This is a genomic window from Nocardia sp. NPDC020380, assembly GCF_044386975.1.
In the GTDB taxonomy this organism is placed as follows: Bacteria; Actinomycetota; Actinomycetes; order Mycobacteriales; family Mycobacteriaceae; genus Nocardia.
Genome location: NZ_JBIRVQ010000015.1, coordinates 82,080 through 104,424 on the forward strand (window position 1 = coordinate 82,080; position 22,345 = coordinate 104,424).

Consider the following 22,345-nt stretch of genomic DNA (forward strand, 5'->3'; position numbering starts at 1 on the left):
GAACCGATGACTCAGACCGACGGAATCCATTCCGGCAAGAACACTCTCGGCCTCCCGCAGGCCAGCGCGGGTGTCGCGCACAAGAGCCACGAGCCGGATCGTGGCGGCCACTTCGGCGTCTACGGCGGCCGGCACGTGCCCGAGGCGCTGATGGCCGTGATCGAAGAGGTCACCGCCGAATACGAGAAGTGCCGGGTAGATCCGAGCTTCCTGAACGAGCTGGACCGCCTGCAGCGCGACTACACCGGCCGCCCCTCGCCGGTGTTCGAGTGCAAGAACCTGGCGCAGCACGCGGGCGGCGCCCGCCTCGTGCTGAAGCGGGAAGACCTGAACCACACCGGTTCTCACAAAATCAACAATGTGCTCGGCCAGGCCCTGCTGGCCAAGCGCATGGGCAAGACCCGCGTCATCGCGGAGACGGGCGCGGGCCAGCACGGCGTCGCCACCGCCACCGCGTGCGCGCTGCTGGGCCTGGACTGCGTCATCTACATGGGCGCGGTCGACACCGTCCGGCAGCAGCTGAACGTGGCCCGCATGCGCCTGCTCGGCGCCGAGGTCATCAGTGTCACAACGGGTTCGCAGACCTTGAAGGACGCGATCAACGAGGCGCTGCGCGACTGGGTCACCAATGCGGAGCAGACCTACTACTGCTTCGGCACCGCCGCGGGCCCGCATCCGTTCCCGCTCATGGTGCGCGACTTCCAGCGCGTCGTCGGACTGGAGGCGCGGGAGCAGATCCAGGCGCTCACCGGCCGGCTGCCGGATGCCGTAACCGCTTGTGTCGGTGGCGGTTCCAATGCGATCGGCATCTTCCACGCGTTCATCGACGATCCGGGCGTGCGCCTGATCGGCTACGAGGCCGCGGGCGACGGCGTCGAAACCGGCCGTCACGCAGCGACTTTCACCGGTGGCACGCCGGGCGCCTTCCAGGGCGCGTACTCGTACCTGCTGCAGGACGAGGACGGCCAGACCATCGAATCGCATTCGATCTCGGCGGGTCTGGACTACCCGGGCGTGGGCCCGGAGCACGCGTACCTGAAGGACACCGGCCGCGCCGAGTACCGTCCGGTCACCGATACCGAGGCCATGGACGCGCTGCTGTTGCTGAGCCGCGCCGAGGGCATCATCCCGGCCATCGAGTCCGCGCACGCGGTCGCCGGTGCGCTGCGGCTCGGTAAGGAATTGGGCGAGGGCGCAATCATTCTGGTGAACCTGTCCGGTCGCGGCGACAAGGACATGGACACCGCCGCCCGCTGGTTCGGGCTTTTCGACAAGCCGGAGGATCACCAGTGAGCCAGCAGTCCCGTCTCGCGAACACCTTCGCGGCCTGCCGCGAGGAGAACCGCGCCGCGCTGATCGGCTACCTGCCCGCCGGGTACCCGGATGTGCAGGGTTCCATCGACGTGTGCCGGGCCATGGTCGAATCCGGTTGTGACGTCATCGAAGTCGGTGTCGCGTACTCCGATCCGGTGATGGACGGCCCGACCATCCAGCACGCCGCCGAACAGGCCCTCGCCGGTGGCGTCCGGGTCCGCGACGTGTTCAAGGTCGTGGAGGCCATCTCGCAGGCCGGCGGCAAGGCCGTGGTGATGACCTACTGGAACCCGGTGCTGCAGTACGGCGTCGACCGGTTCTCGCGGGATCTGGCGACGGCGGGCGGCCTCGGGCTGATCACGCCGAACCTGATCCCGGAGGAGGCGGACGACTGGTTCGTGGCCTCGTCCACGCACAATCTGGATCGCATCTTCCTGGTGGCGCCGTCCTCGACCGAGGAGCGGCTGGTCAAAACCCTCGAAGCTTCAAGGGGGTTCGTGTACGCGGCCTCCACCATGGGTGTCACGGGCGCCCGCGACGCGGTGTCGTCCATGGCGCCCGCGCTGTGCGCGCGCATCCGCAGTCACTCCGATATTCCGATCGGTGTCGGCCTGGGTGTGCGCAATGGTGCGCAGGCGGCCGAAATCGCTTCTTACGCAGACGGTGTCATCGTCGGTTCGGCGCTGGTGTCGGCTGCGGCGCAGGGCCTGGACGCGGTGCGGGCGCTGACGGCGGAGTTGGCGCAGGGCGTGCGTTCGGCGACTGCCTCGCTGTAGCCCGACCGGGTCGATGTCGCCTTACCGGGTCGCCGTAGTCCTGCCATTTGGAAATGTGCGAGACATTTAGTTAATATCCAGCTATTATGCTGAGCTTTCTCGCACCCGCACCCCACCGGGAGCGGCTGCCCGACAAAGACGTCGACCCGCTCTACAAGCGGCTGCGCTGGCAGATCTTCATCGGCATCTTCTTCGGCTACGCCGCCTACTACCTGGTCCGCAAGAACTTCGCCCTCGCGATCCCGTATCTGACCGACGGCACCAACGGTGACTACACCAAAGGCCAGATGGGCCTGGTGCTTTCGGCGATCTCGCTCGCGTACGGCGTCTCCAAGTTCGTCATGGGCCTGGTCTCGGACCGCTCCAATCCACGGCTCTTCCTGCCGCTCGGCCTGATCCTGTCGGCCGGCGTCATGGTGTTCATGGGCTTCGTGGACTGGTCGACCTCCAGCGTGCTGATCATGTTCGTGCTGCTGTTCATCTGCGGCTGGTTCCAGGGCATGGGCTGGCCGCCCGCCGGGCGCACCATGGTGCACTGGTGGTCGCAGGGGGAGCGCGGCCGCATCGTCTCCGTGTGGAACACCGCGCACAATGTCGGCGGTGGCCTGCCGCCGCTGCTGTTCCTGCTGGGTATGGCCTGGTTCCACGACTGGCGGTCCGCGTTCTACATGCCGGCGTTCTGCGCGATCGTGGTCGCGATCATCGCGTACTTCCTCATGCGGGACACCCCGCAGTCGGCAGGCCTGCCGCCGATCGAGGAGTACAAGAACGACTACCCGCCCGACTATTCGGCCGAGGACGAGAAGGAGCTCTCCGCCAAGGAGATCTTCCGCAAGTACATCCTGCCCAACAAGTTGTTGTGGTGCATCGCCTTCGCGAACGTCTTCGTGTACCTGCTGCGCTACGGCGTGCTGGACTGGTCGCCGACCTACCTCAAAGAGGTCAAGCACTTCACCCTCGACAAGTCCTCGTGGGCGTACTTCCTCTACGAGTACGCCGGTATTCCGGGCACACTGCTCGCGGGATGGATGTCGGACAAGGTGTTTCGCGGTAATCGCGGCGCCACCGGCGTGTTCTTCATGGGCCTGGTGACGCTCGCGACCGTGGTGTTCTGGATGGCGCCCGCGGACAATCCGGCGATCAGCATGGGCTGCATGATCGTGATCGGCTTCCTCATCTACGGACCGGTCATGCTGATCGGCCTGCACGCACTGGAATTGGTGTCGAAGAAGGCGGCGGGCTCGGCCGCGGGCTTCACCGGCCTGTTCGGCTACCTGGGCGGTTCGGTCGCCGCGAGCGCGGTGATCGGGTTCGTGGTGGATCACTTCGGCTGGAACGGCGGCTTCACGATTCTCATCGGCGGCGGCATCGGCGCGGTACTGCTGCTGATCCTGACCATGGTCAGCGAGAAGAAGCACAAGCGACAGCTGGAACTCCTCGACGTGAAATAGCTACACGTGGTGTCCGGCGCCATTGCGTATTCGACTACGGTGGGGTCTCGTGACCATACTCGCCCTGGCCGATCATCTTCCGGCCTCCGCCGACGTGCTGGCCTACATTCCCAGTCCCCCGCGGGGCGTCTGGGATATCGGGGGCTTCCCGCTGCGCGCGTATGCGCTGTGCATCATCTTCGGCATCGTCGTGGCCATCTGGTGGGGCGAGAAGCGCTGGCAGCAGCGTGGCGGGCAGGGCGGCATGGTGCTGGACGTGGCCATGTTCGCGGTGCCGTTCGGCCTGATCGGCGGGCGGCTGTACCACGTGGCCACCGACAATCAGAAGTACTTCGGGCCGGGCGGGCATCCGATCGACGCCCTGAAGATCTGGCAGGGCGGCCTGGGTATCTGGGGTGCGGTGCTGCTGGGCGGTTTCGGCGCCTGGATCGCCTGCCGGGTGTACCGGATTCCGTTGCCCGCCTTCGGTGATGCGATCGCGCCGGGCATTCTGCTGGCGCAGGCGATCGGGCGGTTCGGCAACTACTTCAATCAAGAGTTGTACGGCCGGCCGACCTCCATGCCGTGGGGTCTGGAGATCTACTTCCGCTACGACTCCAACGGCAATCTGGACATGATGAACGGTGTGTCCAACGGCCAGGTGCAGGCCATCGTGCAGCCGACGTTCCTGTACGAGCTGGTGTGGAATGTGCTCGGGGTGGGATTGCTGATCTATCTGGATCGCAAGTTCCGCATCGGGCACGGGCGGTTGTTCGCCTTGTATGTGGCGGTGTACTGCTTCGGCCGGTTCTTTGTCGAGTTGCTGCGCAATGACGAGGCGACGCATATCGCGGGTATCCGCATCAATTCGTTCACCTCGGGCATCGTGTTCATTTGTGCCGTGGCGTATTTCGTGTTCGCCACCAAGGGGCGGGAGACCGCGGAGCAGGTGGCGGCGGGGGTGGATCGGCCCTGGCCGTGGCAGTTCGCGGCCATACGCGCTTACGGCGCCGAGACCGCGGTCGCCGCCGAGACCACCGAAAACGCTTCCGGGACCGAAGAGTCCGAAGAGTCCGAAGCCGACGAGCCGGTGGCGGAATCCGAGGCCCCGGACGCCTCCGAATCCCCCTCGGAAGACGGCGAATCCGCGAAGGATCTTGATAACCCCGAGGACGCGGAACGCGATAACTCTGCAGAATCCGGCGGTTCCGAGCCGGGGGAGACGGAGTCCGCTGCGTCCGACACGACGAAAAAGGTCGAGTCGGACAAGAATGGCTCCTGACCACCGCGCGGCGAAACCCGCACGGCGGGTTCAGCACGGTGGGGCCGAGCCGCAGGGGCGGCCCGCGATTCAGGAGGATGCGAGTGACCGATCCCTATAACCAGCAGCCCGGTCAGGGCCCGCAATACGGCGCGCCGGGCACCGGCCCGCAGTACGGTCAAGCGCAGGGAGGTGGAGCGCAGCCATACCAGCAGCAGCCCTACGCCGCGCCGGGGCAGCCGCCGTTCGACGCGCCCGCGGGGCAGCAGTTCGGCGCCGCGCCCGGTCAGCCGGGCCAGTACGGTCAGCCGGGCCAGTACGGTCAGCCGGGCCAGTACGGTCAGCCGGGCCAGTACGGTCAGCCCGCTCCGTACGGTCAGCCGGCGCCCTACGGCCAGCTCGGCCCGTACGGTCAGCCCGGTTTCAGCGGTGACCCGGAGGCTCCCTACGGCCGGGACGTCTACGGTGTCCCGCTGTCGGACAAGAGCAAGCTGACCGCGGGCCTGCTGCAGATCTTCCTGGGCGGCTTCGGGATCGGCCGTTTCTACCTGGGCTACACCACGATCGGCGTACTGCAGATCGTGGTCACCGTCTTCACTTGCGGCATCGGCGCGATCTGGCCGCTGGTCGACGGCATCTTGATGCTGGTCGGCAAGGTGCCTGACCCCGAGGGCCGCCCGCTGCGCGACTGACAAACCGTCATGTTCGCGGCGCGTCTCGTTCTGGACTGCGCTCCGCCTCCCCGCGCTTGGAGCGGGGGAGCGAAGCGGAGGAGGGAAGAACGAGACCTCCAGCGCCGCGAACACGCCCGTAGCGGAGCGGAGGGCAAATCGGGCGCAGCGCCTGTTCGCCGATATCATCGTTGCGCTGGTTTGCGCAAGGGTTTCCCGCATCAGGATGATTTCTGCGCAGGCCGGTCGGTATCCGGCGTACCCTTTGTCGGTTATTTGTCGCGTGGTCCGGCCACGCCCGAGGAGAGGTCCCCTACGTGCGCCGTAAGCTCGTCGCCGCCGTGCTCGCCGTTGTCGCCGCCACCGCCGCGCTCACCGCGTGCAGCAGCTCCAGCGACTCGAACGTGCTGAAAGTCGGGACCGAGGGCACCTACAGCCCCTTCAGCTACCAGGACAGCAGCGGCCAGCTCACCGGCTACGACATCGACGTCATCAAGGCCGTGGGCGACAAGCTCGGCCGCAAGGTGGAATTCACCCAGGCGCCGTGGGATTCGCTGTTCGCCGCGCTGGACTCCAAGCGCGTCGACCTCATCGCCAACCAGGTGACCGTCAATGACGCACGGCAGCAGAAGTATTCGCTGTCCGACCCGTACACCGTGTCCGAGGGCGTCATCGTCACCAAGACCGGCAACAACGGCATCCACGCCCTGACCGACCTCGGCGGCAAGACCTGCGCGCAGTCCGAGACCAGCAACTGGGCCGGCGTCGCCAAGGACGCGGGCTGCAAGATCGAGGCCATCCCCGGCTTCGTGGAGGCGGTGCAGCTGCTGCAGAGCGGTCGCGCGGACGCCACCGTCAACGACACCCTCGCCGTGAACGCCTTCACCAAGGCGAAGGGCACCGGCGTGGTCCAGGTGGTCGGCAAGACGGGCCAGACCTCCAAGCAGGCCTTCGCCGGCCGCAAGGACGAGCAGGACCTCACCGCGAAGATCAATACCGCGCTGCAGCAGCTGTCCGCCGACGGCACCCTCGCGAAGATCTCCGAGAAGTACTTCGGCACCGACGTCAGCAAGTAAGCCGGACAGCGTAATTCGACAATGGACGCCTCCACCTGGGCTCTCATCAAGCACAACCTGTGGCCCATGCTGCAGGCCACCGTCGATAAGACCTTGCCGCTCACGGCGATCAGCTTCGTCATCGGGCTGGTGATCGCGCTGTTCGTGGCGCTGGCCCGGATGTCGTCGATCCGGCCGCTGTCGTGGCTGGCGCGGTTCTACATCTCGATCATTCGCGGCACGCCGCTGCTGGTGCAGCTGTTCATCATCTTCTACGGCCTGCCGCAGTTCCACATCGTGCTGGACCCGTTCCCGGCGGCGATCATCGCCTTCAGCCTCAATGTGGGCGGGTATGCGGCGGAAGTGGTTCGCGCGTCGATTCTTTCGGTCGCGAACGGGCAGTGGGAGGCGTCCTACGCGGTCGGCATGACCTATCCGCAGGCGCTGCGGATGATCATCCTGCCGCAGGCGTCGCGCATTGCCGTACCGCCGCTGTCGAACACGCTCATCTCGTTGGTGAAGGACACCTCGCTGGCGTCCACCATCCTTGTCACCGAGTTGTTGCGCACCGCGCAATCGGCGGCCGCGCCGACGTTCGACTACTTCGCGCTGTATGGCGTTGCCGCTATCTACTACTGGGTAATTTGCCTGGTCCTAGGTTTCGGGCAGACCCGGCTCGAGACCCGCCTGGCCCGCCATGTCGCACGTTGACCAGGGATTAGCTGTTCGCCTTCGATATATCTTGCTGAACACCCCGTGCCCGTAGAGCAGGACATTCGTCACAGGTCTAGGGTTGAGCGCGTGATGCGACGAACGAAGATTGTGTGCACCCTCGGACCAGCAGTGTCATCCGAGGATCGTATTCGTGAACTCGTCGAGAGCGGCATGGACGTAGCTCGGCTGAACTTCAGCCACGGTGAGCATTCCGACCATGCCGAGAACTACAAGAAGGTGCGGCAGGCCAGCGATACGCTCGGTCGCGCCGTCGGTATCCTCGCCGATCTCCAGGGACCGAAGATCCGCCTGGGCCGGTTCATCGACGGCAAAACCGTCTGGGCCACGGGCGAGGAAATCCGCATCACCGTCGATGACATCGAAGGTACTCACGACCGAGTTTCCACTACCTACAAACAACTGGCCAAGGACGCCAAGCCGGGCGATCGCCTGCTGGTCGACGATGGCAAACTCGGGCTCACCGTGGTCCGCGTGGACGGCAATGACGTCGTCTGCCGCGTGACCGAAGGCGGCCCGGTCTCCAACAACAAGGGCGTCTCCCTGCCCGGCATGGACATCTCCGTGCCGGCTCTGTCCGAAAAGGACATCGAAGACCTGGAATTCGCGCTGAAGCTCGGAGTCGACTTCATCGCACTGTCTTTCGTGCGCTCGCCCTCCGATGTGGAGCTGGTGCACGACATCATGGATCGGGTCGGCCGCCGCGTGCCGGTCATCGGCAAGCTCGAAAAGCCCGAAGCCATCGACAATCTGGAAGCCATCGTGCTGGCCTTCGACGCCGTCATGGTCGCCCGTGGCGACCTCGGCGTGGAGCTGCCGCTGGAGCAGGTGCCGCTGGTGCAGAAGCGGGCCGTGCAGATGGCCCGCGAGAACGCCAAGCCGGTCATCGTGGCCACTCAGATGCTGGAATCCATGATCACCAACTCGCGCCCCACCCGCGCCGAGGCCTCCGACGTGGCCAACGCGGTGCTCGACGGCGCGGACGCGGTCATGCTCTCCGGTGAAACCTCCGTGGGCGAGTACCCGATCGAGGCCGTGCGCACCATGGCCCGCATCGTGCACGCCGTGGAATCCGAGTCCTCGACCCGGGTGCCGCCGCTGACCCACGTGCCCCGCACCAAGCGCGGCGTCATCTCCTACGCGGCCCGCGATATCGGCGAGCGGCTCAATGCCAAAGCGCTGGTGGCGTTTACGCAGTCCGGCGACACCGTGCGCCGCCTCGCGCGCCTGCACACCCCGCTGCCGTTGCTCGCCTTCACCCCGCAGCCCGCGATTCGCAGCCAGCTCTCCTTGACGTGGGGCGTGGAAACCTTCATCGTTCCTACGGTGGCCACGACCGACGAGATGATCCACCAGGTGGACAACGCGTTGCTGTCTATCGGGCGGTACAAGAAGGGCGACCTCGTCGTCATCGTGGCCGGCTCCCCGCCGGGTACCGTCGGGTCCACCAACCTGATCCACGTGCATCGCATCGGCGAGGAGGACCACTAGGTGAGTGCGTCGCTGGACGAGACGTCACACGACGTCGTCGCGGACCCCGAGGGGGCCGGTCGCTCCGACGATCTGCGGGAGCTCTTGAGCATCCTGGATCTCGAGGAGAACGGTCCCGACATCTTCGTCGGACATCATCCGGAGAAGGTGTGGAGCCGCACGTTCGGCGGCCAGCTGGTCTCCCAGGCGCTGATCGCGGCCGGGCGGACCGTCGGACCGGAACGCCCGGTCCACGCGATCAACGCGCACTTCGTGCGCGGCGGCGACCCCAAGCAGCCGATCGAATACCACGTCGACCGGCACCGTGACGGGCGCTCCTTCGCCAACCGGACGGTCACCGCGTACCAGGACGGGCAGGAACTGTTCGTCATGCTCGCGGCCTTCCAGGACTACGGCAAGGGCCTCGAACACGGGTCGCCGCTGCCCGACGTGGCGGACCCGGAAGGGCTTCCGCGCGTGGAGGAGTCGTTCGCAGGGCTCGAGGACAAGCTCGAAATGTTCGTGAAGGCGCCGCATCCCATCGAGATGCGGTACACGAACGATCCGGCCTGGATCCTCAAGGGCACGGGCGAGACCCTCGACCACAACCGCGTCTGGATGCGGACCGACGGCGCACTGCCCGAGGATCCGCTGATTCACGTTGCGGCGCTGGCGTATTCGTCCGACACCACGGTGCTGGATTCGATCATCACCACCCACGGCCTGTCCTGGGGGTTCGACCGGATCATCGCCGCCACGGTGAACCACTCCATCTGGTTCCACCGGCCCTTCCGCTTCGACGACTGGGCGCTCTACGCGACCGAGTCGCCGGTAGCGGCGGGCTCCCGTGGTCTGGCTCGCGGGCATTTCTATTCGCGCAGCGGCGAACTGATCGCGACCACCGTGCAAGAAGGCGTCATCCGCCACTTCCCGGCCCGCCGCTGAATCGAGGCGGTCCGGAAGGACAGCGAAATTCAGGCCGCACCCGACGGGTGCGGCCTGTTTCGTTTTTTCTAGATCAGTTCGCGGTTCTCTTCGAGGTCGAAGTTCTCCCGCTGCAGGGCATGCACGATGTAGGGGACAGCCGGCTCACCCTCGGAGAGTCCGAGAATCAGCTTCTGTTCCAGCTTTGCGATACCCGCCTTGGTGAGTTTCCGTGCTTCCCCAACGAGACTCAGTGCGATCTCGTATGTGCGGCGCGGCCCCGGATCTTTGCCGGGATGCTCCAGCCGCCACTGGGTTTCGAGCAGCGTATGCGTGGGTTCATCGCATTCCACGGGAAGCGTGAAGCGCCACGCGAAGATATCTCGGTCGGCCACGTATTCGTCGACCACGCGGCACACCGTCTTGGTGACGCGTTCCAAGGTCTGGGGTGTCACATAAACATGGAGCGAAACATCCGAAATTCGCTTCGGCATGTCCTTGGTCCTGTTCTTGTGTCGAACCACCGGCGGTGGTGTTCCGCGCGGAAGTGTAATCCCTTACCGGACCATCCGGGCAACCAGGTCCATTGACACGCGGGGAATCCGGTTCGTCCCGTCACTACAGTACGCCTTCTCGCGGCGTGGTGATCCGGCCCGTGAGCGGCGGGATGCGTTCCTACCCGACCGATTCCACCGAGCGGCGCATCGGTTGCACTGACAGATTGGGTGATTCGGCGTGTTTGGCCGGTTCGGCGTTGCGCGCCGGATCGGCCTGACCGCCCGGAATGACCAGCAGCGGCGGCCGTTGCGTGCCCGCGCCGTCCCCGCCGCCGCGATGCGGGATGGTGGCCTGCGGATGCTGATGTGCGTGCAGCGCCAGCAGCAAGGGCACCAGCGCGTCCGCGATCGCGTCACCGACCTCGGTGAAGGCGTGCGGGGAGAGGCCGACCGGGTCGGAGATGTTCTCGCGGCCCACGTAGGCGAGATCGTCACGGGCGGCGTGCAGTCCGAGCACACTGCGCGCGCCGGACACCTTGGCGATCCGGTAGGCCTCGAGCAACGTGAAGGTGCGGGGCAGTGCCTCGGGCACCTGATCGCGCACCTGGTCGCGGATCTTGTCGGTCATGGTGAGCACGAGATCGGAGCGGTGCACCATCTCGGGCTTCAGGCGGCGGGCCTTGAAATTGTTCGCGTCGCCGCCGAGGCCGACAATCGTCTGCGCCGCAAGGGGTTCCACGGGAAAGCCGACCAATGCGCGAACGCCCGCACTCTCCGCGGTGAGATCATCGAGCCCGTGCTCTGCTGCGACCGCGAGGGTCAATCGTTCCGCAATGACGGATCTGCAGACATTTCCACTACAAACGAACAGCACGTGCACGAACTCAACTTAGTCCCGCCGAGATCTGTTCGAAATGCTTCCGAGACCGAATCACACCTTTTGCCCGGGATGTTCATCTCGTGGCCGAGTGTCGGTCGTCTTCCGTTCGTGCAACCGCCCGCGAGCAGGCACGACGGGCGCGAAACGGGCCAGTCCCGCGGGCACATTCATATCATCGTAGATGGAATCGATTCCACCGCTAAGGAAATAGGCTTCGTGCCAGAATCCTGTTCCACCGGAATCCCGCAGGAATTTCTGCCACCAGATCCGATGCGGCTCCGAACGCGTCCACCGCTCCAGGCTTTCCGGGTCGCGCCAATATTGCCGGGCGCCCCAATGCGGCGGGAACAGTGACCAGATCACGTCCTCGTGTGAGAGCAATCCGTCGGGTCGATCATGATGCGATCGATACAGCTTCGGCCCGATGCCGAGCAGCCTCAACATACCGAGCGGTCTGCGCACGCGCATGCCCAGCAGGATCACGACCAGATCCGGATACTCCGACAGGTCCGCGGTCAGCCTGTTCACCCGCATTAGCCCTCCGCACCTCGCACCGGCTCCTGCAGGTCTACGAACGATCCGCGGTCCCGGTTCGAAACGTCGATGTTTGGCGGCGTGACCTGCAGTGTAGGCCCATTTCCGGGCCGAGATGAGGGTTCCTGGCGGACACCGGAATTCGATCGGCCGCCTGATCGGCTGAGAGGTGCGGGCTCTCAGCGGCAGCGATGGGGATCGTTCGCCGGCAACCACGCCTCGGGGCCGTGCATGCGGGTCGCGTCGACGCCGGCGCAGAGCGCGTCCATGACCGCGAGCACGCCGGCCCGCTGCTCGTCGGCGCCGCAGACCAGGGACCACGTCCAATACACCTCGGGCGCAACGATCTCGCGCCGGACCAGATCGGCCGGGATCGGGGCCGCCATGTCCTTGGGGGAGCGGAGTACCGGGCGGTCGCTGCGCCGGACGTGGTCGAAGAACGCCGAACCGGTGATGCCGCTGTCGGCAATGCGCCGCACGGCCGCGCCGGTGTCGTGCGCGAGCTGCTCGGCGTAGAGATTCCACTGCGCCCACGAGGTGACGTCATCGCTGAGCAGGACGACGATGCCGGCCGCCGGAACCGGTCCGCTCTCGGGGCCTGTCGAGACCGCGTGCAATCGGTCCGCACCCAGCAGCCTTGCCCGTAAACCCAACTCCGCCAGGTCTTCCGAACGCACCCAGCACACGGCGAGATCCAGGCTCCCGTCCGCCACTCGTGCCGCCTGCGTATGCGACGGCGCCACCCACGCATCGATGTGAACGCGCGCGACCGCCGTGGCGTGCGCGGTCAGATCCGGTGGCAGCCAGCTCACATAACCCAGCCGCACCGCCTCCGTGCCCGACAACTGCCGGGCCCGCACCCGCAACTCGTCCGCCCGGCCCAGTAGCGCCCGGGCATCCGGCAGCAAGGCCGAACCGGCCGTCGTCAAGGTCACCGACCGCCGATCCCGATCGAACAGCCGCACGCCGAGATCCCGCTCCAGCGCCTTGATCTGCTGCGACAACGACGGCCCGGCGATCAGCAACCGGGCCGCGGCCCGGCCGAAGTTCAACTCCTCGGCCACCGCCACGAAGTACCGCAACTGCCGCAACTCCATTTGCCGATCGTATGCCTGTAGGAGGCAGCGCCTCGCACAGGTAAGGAAGCAGGTCGTGGCGCCGGCGAGCACGCGGGCGGACGATGAGTTCGCGGCACCTCACGTGCCCGTCACCTATGGACGGAGAAATCCGATGCGCGAGTTCCTGGTCGAGATCACCACCGACAAAATCCCCGCGGGCACCACCGGGGAAGAGATCGCCGAGCGCCGCGCCGCCGAAGCCGTCCGCGCACACGAACTGGCCGCCACCGGGCACCTCGCCCGGCTCTGGCGGCCCGTCGGGGAGGCCCGCAGCATCGGCATCTGGCGCGCCACCGACGAGGCCGAAGTGCACGAGAAGGTGCTCGGCACGCTGCCGCTGCATCCCTGGATGACAGCGCGGGTGACCGCTCTCGAACCACATCCGAACGATCCGGGCGCGGGCGATGCCGCTGCGGCACGGGATATCTGAGGGGTCTGATATGGGGTCACTATCGGTGCAACTGCCCGCGGCGCGGGATTCCACGATCGAATCACCCTGGCGGACAGTCGTTCAGGCGGGGGCGTCGCTGGCCGCCGCCATGGGGGTGGGGCGGTTCGTCTACACGCCGATACTTCCGTTGATGCAGGAACGGGCGGGGTTGTCGGCCGTCGGCGGCGCGCATCTCGCGACCGCCAACTACGTCGGGTATCTACTGGGCGCCTTGGCGGGCATCGCCTTTCCCGGCGTCTCCCGCTCGCCTATGGCGTTCCGCGCAGCGTTCGTGGCGCTGATCGCGAGCCTGGTCGCCATGCCCGCCACGGAGAACACGGTTGCATGGATGGGCCTGCGTCTCATCGCCGGGGCGACGAGTGCGCTGATCTTCGTGATCACCGTCAATGCCCTGCACGCCTGCCTGCGCGGTCACCCGGGGCACCTGTCCGGCTGGGCCTTCGGCGGTATCGGTGCGGGTATCGCCCTGTCCGGGGTGCTGGTGCTCGTGCTGCACTCGATCGGTGATTGGCGATCGGCGTGGATTGCGTCGGCCGTGGCGGCGGCGGTACTCGCGGCGGCCGCCTGGGGCATCCGGCTCACACCCGACCCGGTGCCCGCATCGGATCCCATTGTGGCCGAGCCACTGCCGCCCCGCCGCTGGGGAATGTTCGCGGCGCTCTTCACCTCGTACACGCTGGAGGGCGTCGGCTACATCATCGCCGGGACTTTCCTGGTGGCCGCGATCGCGCAGACATCCTCCGGCGCGCTCGGCAGCAGCGCCTGGGTGCTGGTGGGCGTGGCGGCGATCCCGTCGGCCGCTTTCTGGGCCTGGCTTGCGCACCGCCGATCCAGTGCACTGCTGCTGATCACGGCACTGCTGCTGCAGGCCATCGGCATTGCGCTCCCCGCCCTGACGCCGTCCCCGATAGCCGCCCTGATCTCCGCGGTCCTGTTCGGCGCCACCTTCGTCGGCATCGTCGCCCTGTCCTTGGCAACCGGTGCGGCCCTGCGCTTCCCGCACGCGGTGGCCCTACTGACGACGGGCTACTCGGTCGGCCAGATCGCCGGCCCCCTCCTGGCCGCCCCGCTACTGCACACCGGCTATCGCCCGGCCATGGCCATGGCCTTGGCCGCTGCCATCATCCTCGCCGCCGCCTGCGCGACCATCCCATTGCGCAAGGCGTAAACGAAAAGCCCGCCATAGCGGGCTTTTCGGCGTATCGACGATGGGCGTTCCTATGCGGACCCGCCGGGCCCCGGCTGCACCTGGACCTGAATGGGATCCAGATCTACCCCATTACAGAAGGCGTTCACGGTATGCGGCCCACCGGCAATCGGGCTGACCACCTTCGAAGCGACGCCTGGGTCCGCGAACACCAGAAACTGCGAGTTCGGCACGATGTTCCCATCCACCCGCACATCGCAGTTCGCGCCGGCGCCATCGGCCTGCACGGTGAGTTCGATCTGCCCCACCCCGCCGACCGCGCTGGATCCGGTCGCCTGTGCTCCGGCCACCGCCCCACCGGTCAGCAACATCCATCCCGCAATGCCCGCTACCGCACACACTCGGATTCGGTTCATGGGATTGACCCTACGGCTCACCGGACGATCGGTTCGGCCCGGGTGAGAATCTCGTCCACGGTCTCGGTGACCGTGAGGTCGGAGGTGTCGAGCCACAGTCCGAGCCGCGGGGTACCTGCCCGCAGACCGGTATCGAGGTCGGCCACCGTGAAGGTTCCGTACGCCTTCTTGGCGCGGCCGTCCTCGCGGCGTTCCACGACCGCCGGTCGCGGCGCGAGGACAACCACATACAGCGGATCGGTGCGGATCTGCTCGATCAGGTAGGGCAGCATGTCGCCGAGCACCACATCCTGCAGTACGGCGGTGAACCCTGCCGCCGCATACGTATCCGCCGTCTGTGCCGCCAGCCGATGCCGGAGCCGCAATTGCGCGAGCGCCTCCGGGCTCGGATCCGGTGTCATCTCCTCGCGTCCGCCGACCACGAAGCGGCGGAACGCATCCCCGCGGACGTGCGCGGATCGTGGCAGGCGCTCGGCGAGCGCCTGGGCCACAGTCGATTTCCCGGCCGCTTGAATACCGGTGAGCAGATAGATCGCGGGGTCCTCGAACATGATCACGAACGTATCGAGCCGGCGCTGTCGTCGCAGCTGTATTTCGGGCTAGGCCTTGGCCTGAGCCGCTGCCGCCGAGGTCGGTTCGAGGACGCTCTGCAGCGGGGCGACCGCCGCGGTGAGGGCGGCGCCGCCGGCGGTCCAGCTGACGTCGGAGGGTTGCGTGGTCAGGACCGCCACGGCGTAGCGCAGCGGCTGGCCCGGGCCGGATCCGACGAGGCCGGTGGTGTCGAGGGTGGTGGAGGTGTCCAGGGTCATCCAGCCCTGCTTGATCGCCCAGGTGTCGCCGGTCATGGCGTCGGGGATGCCGAAGAACTGGTTGGTGCCGTCGGCCGCGATCTGGTCGGCGCCGCCGAGCGCGTTCATGATCAGGTCGCGGGAGGGTTCGGGCACCACGGTGGTGATGTAGTGGTAGATGGTGACGACATCCTGTGGCGTGGTGAGGGTTTCACCCCACTCGTCGGGGTCGAGGGGCGGCTGCGTGTTCGTGAGGCCGATGAGGCTCACCATGCGGCTGACGATGGCGTCCCCGCCGTTCGCATCCCACAGCGAGTCGGCGATATTGTCGTCGCTCGCCGACAGCATCTGCGAGATCTCCGCCGAGGTCGCCGAATCCGGCTGCCAGCCTTGACTGTTGAGCGCATCCAGCGCGATCAGCAACTTCACCACCGACGCCGTGTAGAACTGCTGCCCGGTATTGAGCCCGACCAGTTGCGTCCCGGTCGCGGTATCGGTGACATCGATCCCCACCTGCGTCCCCGGCGAAGCGGCCTGCACCGCCGCCTGCATCGCCTGCGCCAGCTGAGTAGCCGCGGCCGGCGTCAACGCCACCGCCTGCGCGGTAGCGGCAAACCCGGTAGCCGCCGGCGCGGCCGCAGCTGCCGCACCGGCCACCGCCTCCGGCCCATGGGCATGCGCGATGGCCACCGGCGCTCCGAAAATCGCCGCTCCGGTAATGACCGCCGCACCCACCCCCGCTCCCACTCGCCGCCACACCCGTGCCCCCGGCCCCTGCATCCGATTCCGACTCATACTTCTTATTTCGTCCGGAACCTGCCCCGATACGGTGAGCCCGCTGTGATCCAGCTGTGAGCCTCAAACCCCTGTCCAGCCCACACCACAATCGCCGCCACCGCCCGCATCGGAGCCGCCGATCTACGTCGCGAACGGCACTCGCTCTGGCATGACCCTGACCGGACTCGATATTCTGCACCAAGGGCATTGGACAGGTGAGTGAAGATCGCCCGGTCAGAAGGTGAATCGGGCAGGATCGCGCGCGGAATCCCTGGTGGCGGTACAGAATCAGGTTATTCCCATGTCCACGGGTATGGGGGAGGGGGCTACTGATGAGGGGTAACAGTGACTGAGGAATCCGTTCGCTTCGACTTCGACGCGGCCGCCGCCTATACCAAGGCCGCCGACGAGGCCGCCGGACTGCTGCGTACCGCGGCGGGACAGGCGACCACGGTGGCGGGCATCGACCTATCCGGGTTGGGTGCGCTGGGAAGGGAATTCGCCGCCGCATGGAATACCGCGTGGAGCGCCCACGCGGGGACACTCGGGACTGCCGGTGTGCTCACCGACGGATACGGGCAGGCGATCACCACCTGGGGCCGGGTGCTGGGACAGGTCGATCGGGACAGCGCGGGGCAGATCACTGCCGCGGGCGACGGCACCGATCCCTCGCGGGTGGAGGTATAGACGGTGGCTACCACCGGTACCCAGGACGGCGATACGACCGTCACCGTGACCGAACCCGCCCTCGTGACCAGGCTCGTCGCGCCACTGCTCGAATTGCGGGCCTCGCTGGGAGACGGTGCGCGGCCGGATGGTTCGGCGTTCGACGCGCTGGCCGCCGCCGGAACCAGCACCAGGAACAGTGACGATCCGCATCGGGCCGGGGCCCAGGCGCTGACCGATGCGGGGACCGCGCTGGCGGCGGTGTCGGCGATCAACCGCACCCGCACCCAGGTCGCGGGGCTCGCCGACGTGTCCGATCAGCTGGCGCCCATTCTGTCCGACGCCTACGACACCCGCGACCGGGCCGCGCAGAGCCTCGACGTGCTGATCGCCGATTTCCGCAGCAAGGCAACCAACCTCGTGCAGAACGCGCGTTCGCAGGCCGATCTGGATCCGATCCTGGCCATGGCGGCGGACTACATTCGCGACGGCGTGGGCGTGGTCAAGCAGGCCGACGGCGAAATGGATGCGCACACCGCCAAGGTGCAGCAGATCTCGGATGATTCACCGCAGCTCACCATTCCGCCCGCGGTCCAGAACGGCGTCGACCCGAATGCGGCCGCGCCCGCCTCGAACACCGATGGCAGCCCGCAGAACAGCCAGTACCCGAATCCGGGGCAGACCAGCCCGGACACGAACAACGACGGGTGGAACAACAACAGCAGCTGGAACAACAATGGCTGGAACAACAATGGCGGTTGGAACAACGGCTGGAACAATAACGGCGGTTGGAACAATGGCTGGGATTCCGGTCAGAACAGCGGCGTCAATTACATGAATTCGCCGCTGGCCCGGACCGATCCGCAGTTGGCCGCCCAGTTGACCCTGCAGCAGGCGCTGATCGCCGGCGGCGTCACCCTCGGTTCCGGGCTGATCAGCGCGGGCGTCACCATCGGCGGGAATCTGGTCGACAAGGTCGGTGAGGTCGTCACCCATGTGATCGACAAGGGCGCGGAGATCGGTGAGAAGGGTATCGACACCCTCGCCGGCAAGGGCGCCGACCAACTGCAGCAAGCCATCAACCCCAATGCCAACCCCGCGGCTCCGGGCGCGGCCAATCCGGCTGCCCCGAACAACAACAATCTGTTCCCGGGTCTGGCGCCCGCGGCGCCCTCCGGCGGCGACCCCAACGCTGCCGCACCCGCCGCTCCGGATACCTCGACGATCATCGGTGGCGCACCGTCGCATCCGAATACGGTCGCCCCGTCAGTACCCGATACGAATGACGGCGGCGCCCCGGCCGCGCAGCCGCAGGCGGGCGTGCCCGCGGATCCGAATGCCGGCAGCCCCGGCGGTGTCGTCCCGCCGGTCACCGCGAAGCCCCAGCCCGACACCGACAAGACAACGCCGCGCAGGGACGGCCAAGCCGGCGTCACCCCGCAGCCCGCCAATTAGTAGGAGGGTGCGGTGAATACCGAAAACCCTTTCGCCTTCGAGGGATTACCCGGTTTCGCGGGCGTATCCGATCCGGCACCGACCGGTCGGCACGCGCGGCTCGATGACGAAAGCCATGCCAACGGCATCGCATCCCGCGGCCGCCACCACACCGACTACGACGACTACTTCGAAGAACCGGTGGATATCGTGGATCGCAGCTGGACCAACCTGCCCATCGTCAAATCCGTCCCGCCCGAGGAGGAAGCCGAGCGCGTGCGGCCGTTCCTACCCGGCGATCCCGACGAGCAGGCCGCCGTCTACGGCCCGCCCATCCGCGCGGTCGATCCCGTGATCGGCACCGACGCAACCGATGTCGAGGTCCGGACCGCCACCGCGCTCGGCCGCACCACCCGGGTCGGCGCCTGGGACGAATGGCTCGCCCGCCCCCGCCGCCCCGGCGACTACGACGACGAGGAAGAACACGACGGCGCGCACGGCGAAACCTGGGGTGACGTCGCGCGCCGCGGCTTCGTCGACCGCACCGGCGGCCGCCGTACCCTGCTCGACCGATTACGCGGCACCGAAGACGATTTCGACCCGGACCCGGAACCCGGCCGCGGCGCGAATATCGTGCTCGGCGTCCTGGCCGCCGCGGCCGTGATCATCGTGGCGATCGTCATCATCTCGGTCAATGCGGGCATGGACAAGAACAAGACCGGCCACTCGCCGCTGGCCGTGCCGTCCGCCGCTCCGGCCCCGGCCCCCACCCTCGCCGGCACCCCCGAGCCCTACCCGCACGCCACCACGGACTGCCTCGGCACTCACACCGACGCCCTCACGGTCGGCGCCGGCCCAGGCGACCCCACCACCGGCCCGGGCGCGATCCTCGGCTTCGAATGGGGCTACTACGTCGACCGGAATGCCGCTCGCGCAAGAGATTTCGTCGCCTCCGACAGTACGGTGAGCGACACCAAGACCATCCAGTCCGGCATCGACAGCGTCCCCGCCGACACCCGCTACTGCGTCCACATCACCGGCGCCGACCACGACCCCAACACCTGGAATGTGGTCCTGTCCGAACAGTTCCCGACCGACAAGACCCCCCGTCAGTGGCCGCAGACCATCACCACCCGCACCGACCACGGGCGGGTCCTGATCACCGGCATCCGCGCCGAGTGACCTCCGGAACCCGCCCGCGCCGGAACACGCGGTGCCGCCCGCGGGTGCCTAACCGCTGAGGCTGGGCAGCAGCCCGCCCAATCCGCCACCGGGAGCATTGGATCCGCCCTGATCATCACCGGGCGGGTTGGAATCGCCGTCCTGATCATGGTTCTGGTTGTACATCGGACTCGCCGGATTGGCCGGATTCAACGGACTGTTCGGATCACCCGGATTCGCCCACAAGCAACTGAAATCCGTCAGCGCACACGGCTCCTGATTCGGCAACGGCGGCGGCGCCGGAATCGGATCAGGCGTAGTCGGCGGCGGCACCGGCGTAGTCGGCGACGAAGGAATATTGGGCCCACCAGGATTCACCGCCCCCGGCGCTCCCGGCGTCGTCCCCGGCCCCGTATCGGTCCCCGGCGGAGTCCCTGCCCCAGCCCCGGCTCCCGCTCCCGCTCCAGCCCCAGCGCCTGCCCCGGCTCCCGCCCCAGCCCCGGCTCCATCCCCGGCGCCCGCCCCCAACCCGGCGCCTGCCCCCGCTCCCGCCCCGCCGGCATCACCGGCCCCCAGTCCGGCCCCGGCCCCGGCGCCCGCACCACCACCGCCGGTATCGAGCAGGTCAGGCGAACTCGGCGAGGGCGCACTGGGCACATCCCCGGTGCCGATATCAGCAGAAGCAACAACCGGCACCGAAGCAAGTGCACCAGCCATCAACACGGCAGCAAAAACACGACTTAAACGAGGCACGAGTGAAGTGGACAACTGCTCTCCTACAACTCATCCGGCCCGCCGCCATCCGGCGAACCTCAGCCTCGACCCAATCAACCCACCATCCGAGAACGATCGGACTCCGGTGCCAATCTCCTGTGAGTCCGACCAGTTTCTTGTGTTCAGGATGGGTTGGCTATCTGGAGGTCTACGCAGGAGTAGAAGGCGTTGGGGGTGTCGGCGATGTTCCAGATGCCGATCAGTTTTTGGCGGCCGGGGAATTTGGTGAGGTCGATGGTGTGGGTGACGGTCGAGTCGGGCGGGGGCTGGTTGTTGCCGTCGATGACGGCTACTCGGGTGTTGCCGATCCAGTATTCGTAGTTGAGGGTGCGGTGGCGGGCGGTGAAGGTCCAGGTGAAAGTGACTGTGCCGTCGGTGTTGTAGGCCTGCCAGGGTTTGGTGTCGTCGTCGAGTTCGGCCCAGCGGGGGTCGCCGGCGCTGCAGTTGAGTTGGCCTTTGGGACCTTCGACGCTTTGGGGTTCGTATTTGATGGGGCCGCAGGGGAGGACTTCTTCGGCGCATTGCGCCTGGCGGCTCGAGGGGGAGGAGATGTAGCCGTGGGCATTGGCCGCGCCGGCGGGTAGCACGGCGACGAGGAATGGCGCGATGCCCGCGGCGCCGAGGATGGACAGTCTGCTGCGATTCATGGGGTACTCCTTGCCGAGATGGGGCGGCAGGGGCCGGCGTGCTGTCCCAGGAATTGAGCGATCCAGACCATCTTCAGGGGGTATCGGGGGACGGTCAAGGATGTTCAAAATTGGCGAATAGCGCTCCCTGGCAATTGATTTCGAATGATTGACCGTAATGCGGCCCGCGTTCTCGGCTGGCGCGAATACCCAGATGAACGGGCCGCATACCGGTGCTCCCGGGGCGTGCGAGGACGATGGTTCCCATGGAGAGCAGGCTGATCGAGGTGAAGACCGGTCGGAGCGAGGTCGTCCAGGACCTCACACCGCAGTGTGCGGCTTTTCTGCAGGAAACCGCGCCGGACCGGGACGGGCTGCTGCACGTGTTCGTGCCGCACGCGACCGCGGGCATCGCGCTGATCGAACTCGGTGCGGGCAGCGATGACGACCTGCTCGCCGCGCTGCGCGACCTGCTGCCCGCCGATGATCGCTGGCGGCACGCCCACGGCTCACGCGGGCACGGACGCTCGCATGTGATGCCCGCGCTGATCGCGCCCTACGCCAGCATTCCGGTGCTGCGCGGTGAAATGGCGCTGGGCACTTGGCAATCCGTCGCGTTCGTCGACCTCAATGTCGACAACCCGGTGCGGCACGTGCGATTGTCCTTCCTGGCGGGCTGAAACCGGCTGCTCAGGGTGCCGGCACGAGTCCCGCCTCCCGGCACCAGGCGACGGTGTCGCGCAGCGTCTGCTCCAACGGCCGGAAGGTCGCGCCGAGTTCGCGGACGGCCTTCGCCGAACTGGTCGGATTGTTGTGATGCAGCGTCCGAACGCCTTTGACGTTCACCAGCGCCGGAACTCCGCGCAGCCGGGCGATGGTCTGCGAGACCCACGCGACGGCGAGGGCGATCGCATAGGGCGTCTTGCGGGCCATCGCACTGCGGGGCTGGGCGATAGATACGGACACGCAGCGGATCACGGTGGCCCGGTCAGCGACTCCCGTCACGGACCGGGGATATGTGGAGACCGATACCAAGAACCACACCACTCGTGCCGTGCCGATCCCTGCCTCTTTGGTGAAAGAGCTCCGCGTGCTGCTCGCCGACTGCGAGCCGGACGCGCTCGTCTTCCCCAGTCATAAGGGCGGCTTCGTGACGTCCACCGAGTTCCGCTGGGTGTTCGACCGGGCGGCGAAGGATGTCGGTCTGGACGGTGTTGTGCCGCACGCGCTTCGGCACACAGCCGCCTCGCTGGCCATCAGCGCCGGCGCGAATATCAAAGTGGTGCAGCGGATGTTGGGGCACAAGACCGCGACGCTGACCCTCGACCTGTACGGGCACCTGTTCCCAGATGATCTCGACGCGGTAGCTGAGGGGATGGAAGCCGGGGCGCGAGCCGCTGCGGGCCGCCTGCGGGCCGGTTGAATCAAAACGGCGGGCGTGAT

Annotated in this window: 26 protein-coding genes; 16 read left to right on the forward strand and 10 right to left on the reverse strand. The window is 67.0% G+C overall.

Translation table 11 applies throughout. From position 1 onward, the window contains the following. The first annotated feature begins 6 nt into the window (after positions 1 to 6). The 9 genes from trpB to ACH438_RS35490 all read left to right on the forward strand — a co-directional run bounded on the left by trpB (position 7) and on the right by ACH438_RS35490 (position 9,654). Positions 7 to 1,293: a tryptophan synthase subunit beta gene (gene trpB / locus ACH438_RS35450; protein WP_397013464.1), complete on the forward strand. Its 1,287-nt coding sequence runs from the start codon at positions 7 to 9 to the stop codon at positions 1,291 to 1,293. Further along, positions 1,290 to 2,090 (forward strand): tryptophan synthase subunit alpha, encoded by an 801-nt coding sequence (gene trpA / locus ACH438_RS35455; protein ID WP_397013467.1) that lies wholly within the window; start codon positions 1,290 to 1,292, stop codon positions 2,088 to 2,090. The genes trpB and trpA overlap by 4 nt, the downstream gene beginning before the upstream one ends. A gap of 86 nt (positions 2,091 to 2,176) precedes the next feature. Continuing rightward, positions 2,177 to 3,541 carry a glycerol-3-phosphate transporter gene (gene glpT / locus ACH438_RS35460; protein ID WP_397013471.1) on the forward strand — a complete coding sequence of 455 codons (1,365 nt, stop codon included), beginning with the start codon at positions 2,177 to 2,179 and terminating at the stop codon, positions 3,539 to 3,541. Between the two features lie 49 nt (positions 3,542 to 3,590). Beyond that, positions 3,591 to 4,802, forward strand: coding sequence for a prolipoprotein diacylglyceryl transferase (lgt, locus tag ACH438_RS35465; protein ID WP_397013476.1), 1,212 nt, complete (start codon positions 3,591 to 3,593; stop codon positions 4,800 to 4,802). A 77-nt stretch (positions 4,803 to 4,879) separates the two neighbouring features. Further along, complete coding sequence (locus tag ACH438_RS35470) at positions 4,880 to 5,473, forward strand: NINE protein (protein WP_397013481.1); 594 nt, start codon at positions 4,880 to 4,882, stop codon at positions 5,471 to 5,473. Between the two features lie 296 nt (positions 5,474 to 5,769). Beyond that, the gene (locus ACH438_RS35475) at positions 5,770 to 6,528 is read left to right on the forward strand and encodes a transporter substrate-binding domain-containing protein (RefSeq protein WP_397013485.1); all 759 of its coding nucleotides are present in this window, start codon (positions 5,770 to 5,772) and stop codon (positions 6,526 to 6,528) included. Between the two features lie 21 nt (positions 6,529 to 6,549). Continuing rightward, positions 6,550 to 7,218 carry an amino acid ABC transporter permease gene (locus ACH438_RS35480; RefSeq protein ID WP_397013489.1) on the forward strand — a complete coding sequence of 223 codons (669 nt, stop codon included), beginning with the start codon at positions 6,550 to 6,552 and terminating at the stop codon, positions 7,216 to 7,218. Positions 7,219 to 7,308: 90 nt separating this feature from the next. Next, positions 7,309 to 8,730 (forward strand): pyruvate kinase, encoded by a 1,422-nt coding sequence (gene pyk / locus ACH438_RS35485; protein ID WP_397013491.1) that lies wholly within the window; start codon positions 7,309 to 7,311, stop codon positions 8,728 to 8,730. A gap of 12 nt (positions 8,731 to 8,742) precedes the next feature. Continuing rightward, a complete protein-coding gene (locus tag ACH438_RS35490; RefSeq protein ID WP_397013864.1) occupies positions 8,743 to 9,654 on the forward strand; it encodes an acyl-CoA thioesterase in 912 nt (303 codons plus the stop codon). A 68-nt stretch (positions 9,655 to 9,722) separates the two neighbouring features. Here ACH438_RS35490 and ACH438_RS35495 read toward each other — a convergent pair whose 3' ends face one another. From ACH438_RS35495 to ACH438_RS35510, 4 genes are all read right to left on the reverse strand, one after another. Further along, on the reverse strand, positions 9,723 to 10,127 hold the full coding sequence (locus tag ACH438_RS35495) for a hypothetical protein (protein WP_397013492.1): 405 nt from the start codon (positions 10,125 to 10,127) through the stop codon (positions 9,723 to 9,725). Between the two features lie 181 nt (positions 10,128 to 10,308). After that, entirely contained in the window at positions 10,309 to 11,010 is a 702-nt protein-coding gene (locus tag ACH438_RS35500; RefSeq protein WP_397013494.1) for a low molecular weight phosphatase family protein, read from the reverse strand. Positions 11,011 to 11,061: 51 nt separating this feature from the next. Next, on the reverse strand, positions 11,062 to 11,544 hold the full coding sequence (locus ACH438_RS35505; protein ID WP_397013496.1) for a phenylacetaldoxime dehydratase family protein: 483 nt from the start codon (positions 11,542 to 11,544) through the stop codon (positions 11,062 to 11,064). Between the two features lie 179 nt (positions 11,545 to 11,723). After that, entirely contained in the window at positions 11,724 to 12,641 is a 918-nt protein-coding gene (locus ACH438_RS35510; protein WP_397013498.1) for a LysR family transcriptional regulator, read from the reverse strand. Positions 12,642 to 12,774: 133 nt separating this feature from the next. Between ACH438_RS35510 and ACH438_RS35515 the strand changes: the two genes are divergently transcribed. After that, a complete protein-coding gene (locus ACH438_RS35515) occupies positions 12,775 to 13,092 on the forward strand; it encodes a muconolactone Delta-isomerase family protein (protein ID WP_397013500.1) in 318 nt (105 codons plus the stop codon). Positions 13,093 to 13,102: 10 nt separating this feature from the next. Then, positions 13,103 to 14,281 (forward strand): YbfB/YjiJ family MFS transporter, encoded by a 1,179-nt coding sequence (locus ACH438_RS35520; RefSeq protein WP_397013502.1) that lies wholly within the window; start codon positions 13,103 to 13,105, stop codon positions 14,279 to 14,281. Positions 14,282 to 14,331: 50 nt separating this feature from the next. On the opposite strand, the gene ACH438_RS35525 is transcribed toward ACH438_RS35520, so the two are convergent. Genes ACH438_RS35525 through ACH438_RS35535 form a run of 3 tightly spaced genes read right to left on the reverse strand, consistent with a single transcriptional unit; the run spans position 14,332 to position 16,154 of the window. Next, positions 14,332 to 14,676: a hypothetical protein gene (locus ACH438_RS35525; protein WP_397013504.1), complete on the reverse strand. Its 345-nt coding sequence runs from the start codon at positions 14,674 to 14,676 to the stop codon at positions 14,332 to 14,334. 17 nt (positions 14,677 to 14,693) lie between these two features. Continuing rightward, positions 14,694 to 15,227 (reverse strand): AAA family ATPase, encoded by a 534-nt coding sequence (locus ACH438_RS35530; protein WP_397013506.1) that lies wholly within the window; start codon positions 15,225 to 15,227, stop codon positions 14,694 to 14,696. Between the two features lie 48 nt (positions 15,228 to 15,275). After that, positions 15,276 to 16,154, reverse strand: coding sequence for a hypothetical protein (locus tag ACH438_RS35535; RefSeq protein WP_397013508.1), 879 nt, complete (start codon positions 16,152 to 16,154; stop codon positions 15,276 to 15,278). Between the two features lie 432 nt (positions 16,155 to 16,586). On the opposite strand from ACH438_RS35535, the gene ACH438_RS35540 reads away from it, so the two are divergent. The 3 genes from ACH438_RS35540 to ACH438_RS35550 are packed head-to-tail and all read left to right on the forward strand — an operon-like array spanning position 16,587 to position 19,523. Further along, positions 16,587 to 16,928 (forward strand): hypothetical protein, encoded by a 342-nt coding sequence (locus ACH438_RS35540; RefSeq protein ID WP_397013510.1) that lies wholly within the window; start codon positions 16,587 to 16,589, stop codon positions 16,926 to 16,928. A 3-nt stretch (positions 16,929 to 16,931) separates the two neighbouring features. Further along, positions 16,932 to 18,362: a hypothetical protein gene (locus tag ACH438_RS35545; RefSeq protein ID WP_397013512.1), complete on the forward strand. Its 1,431-nt coding sequence runs from the start codon at positions 16,932 to 16,934 to the stop codon at positions 18,360 to 18,362. 12 nt (positions 18,363 to 18,374) lie between these two features. Next, the gene (locus ACH438_RS35550; RefSeq protein ID WP_397013514.1) at positions 18,375 to 19,523 is read left to right on the forward strand and encodes a hypothetical protein; all 1,149 of its coding nucleotides are present in this window, start codon (positions 18,375 to 18,377) and stop codon (positions 19,521 to 19,523) included. Positions 19,524 to 19,571: 48 nt separating this feature from the next. Here the strand turns inward: ACH438_RS35550 and ACH438_RS35555 are convergent, their stop codons facing one another. Together ACH438_RS35555 and ACH438_RS35560 are read right to left on the reverse strand one after the other, a co-directional pair. Beyond that, the gene (locus ACH438_RS35555) at positions 19,572 to 19,835 is read right to left on the reverse strand and encodes a hypothetical protein (protein ID WP_397013516.1); all 264 of its coding nucleotides are present in this window, start codon (positions 19,833 to 19,835) and stop codon (positions 19,572 to 19,574) included. Positions 19,836 to 20,398: 563 nt separating this feature from the next. Further along, entirely contained in the window at positions 20,399 to 20,923 is a 525-nt protein-coding gene (locus ACH438_RS35560; RefSeq protein WP_397013518.1) for a lytic polysaccharide monooxygenase auxiliary activity family 9 protein, read from the reverse strand. Between the two features lie 245 nt (positions 20,924 to 21,168). On the opposite strand from ACH438_RS35560, the gene ACH438_RS35565 reads away from it, so the two are divergent. Further along, entirely contained in the window at positions 21,169 to 21,582 is a 414-nt protein-coding gene (locus ACH438_RS35565) for a secondary thiamine-phosphate synthase enzyme YjbQ (protein WP_397013520.1), read from the forward strand. A 10-nt stretch (positions 21,583 to 21,592) separates the two neighbouring features. Here the strand turns inward: ACH438_RS35565 and ACH438_RS35570 are convergent, their stop codons facing one another. Next, positions 21,593 to 21,868: a hypothetical protein gene (locus ACH438_RS35570; RefSeq protein WP_397013522.1), complete on the reverse strand. Its 276-nt coding sequence runs from the start codon at positions 21,866 to 21,868 to the stop codon at positions 21,593 to 21,595. 13 nt (positions 21,869 to 21,881) lie between these two features. On the opposite strand from ACH438_RS35570, the gene ACH438_RS35575 reads away from it, so the two are divergent. Further along, positions 21,882 to 22,325: a tyrosine-type recombinase/integrase gene (locus ACH438_RS35575; RefSeq protein WP_397013524.1), complete on the forward strand. Its 444-nt coding sequence runs from the start codon at positions 21,882 to 21,884 to the stop codon at positions 22,323 to 22,325. Positions 22,326 to 22,345: the final 20 nt, after the last annotated feature.

Excerpts from the sequence above, each read along its gene's own strand:
- ACH438_RS35525 (WP_397013504.1), bottom strand. The coding sequence starts at position 14,676 with ATGAACCGAATCCGAGTGTGTGCGGTAGCGGGCATTGCGGGATGGATG.
- glpT (WP_397013471.1), top strand. The coding sequence starts at position 2,177 with ATGCTGAGCTTTCTCGCACCCGCACCCCACCGGGAGCGGCTGCCCGAC.
- trpB (WP_397013464.1), top strand. The coding sequence starts at position 7 with ATGACTCAGACCGACGGAATCCATTCCGGCAAGAACACTCTCGGCCTC.
- ACH438_RS35530 (WP_397013506.1), bottom strand. The coding sequence starts at position 15,227 with ATGTTCGAGGACCCCGCGATCTATCTGCTCACCGGTATTCAAGCGGCC.
- ACH438_RS35495 (WP_397013492.1), bottom strand. The coding sequence starts at position 10,127 with ATGCCGAAGCGAATTTCGGATGTTTCGCTCCATGTTTATGTGACACCC.
- ACH438_RS35565 (WP_397013520.1), top strand. The coding sequence starts at position 21,169 with ATGGAGAGCAGGCTGATCGAGGTGAAGACCGGTCGGAGCGAGGTCGTC.
- ACH438_RS35470 (WP_397013481.1), top strand. The coding sequence starts at position 4,880 with ATGCGAGTGACCGATCCCTATAACCAGCAGCCCGGTCAGGGCCCGCAA.
- ACH438_RS35515 (WP_397013500.1), top strand. The coding sequence starts at position 12,775 with ATGCGCGAGTTCCTGGTCGAGATCACCACCGACAAAATCCCCGCGGGC.
- ACH438_RS35520 (WP_397013502.1), top strand. The coding sequence starts at position 13,103 with ATGGGGTCACTATCGGTGCAACTGCCCGCGGCGCGGGATTCCACGATC.
- ACH438_RS35480 (WP_397013489.1), top strand. The coding sequence starts at position 6,550 with ATGGACGCCTCCACCTGGGCTCTCATCAAGCACAACCTGTGGCCCATG.
- ACH438_RS35560 (WP_397013518.1), bottom strand. The coding sequence starts at position 20,923 with ATGAATCGCAGCAGACTGTCCATCCTCGGCGCCGCGGGCATCGCGCCA.
- ACH438_RS35510 (WP_397013498.1), bottom strand. The coding sequence starts at position 12,641 with ATGGAGTTGCGGCAGTTGCGGTACTTCGTGGCGGTGGCCGAGGAGTTG.
- ACH438_RS35505 (WP_397013496.1), bottom strand. The coding sequence starts at position 11,544 with ATGCGGGTGAACAGGCTGACCGCGGACCTGTCGGAGTATCCGGATCTG.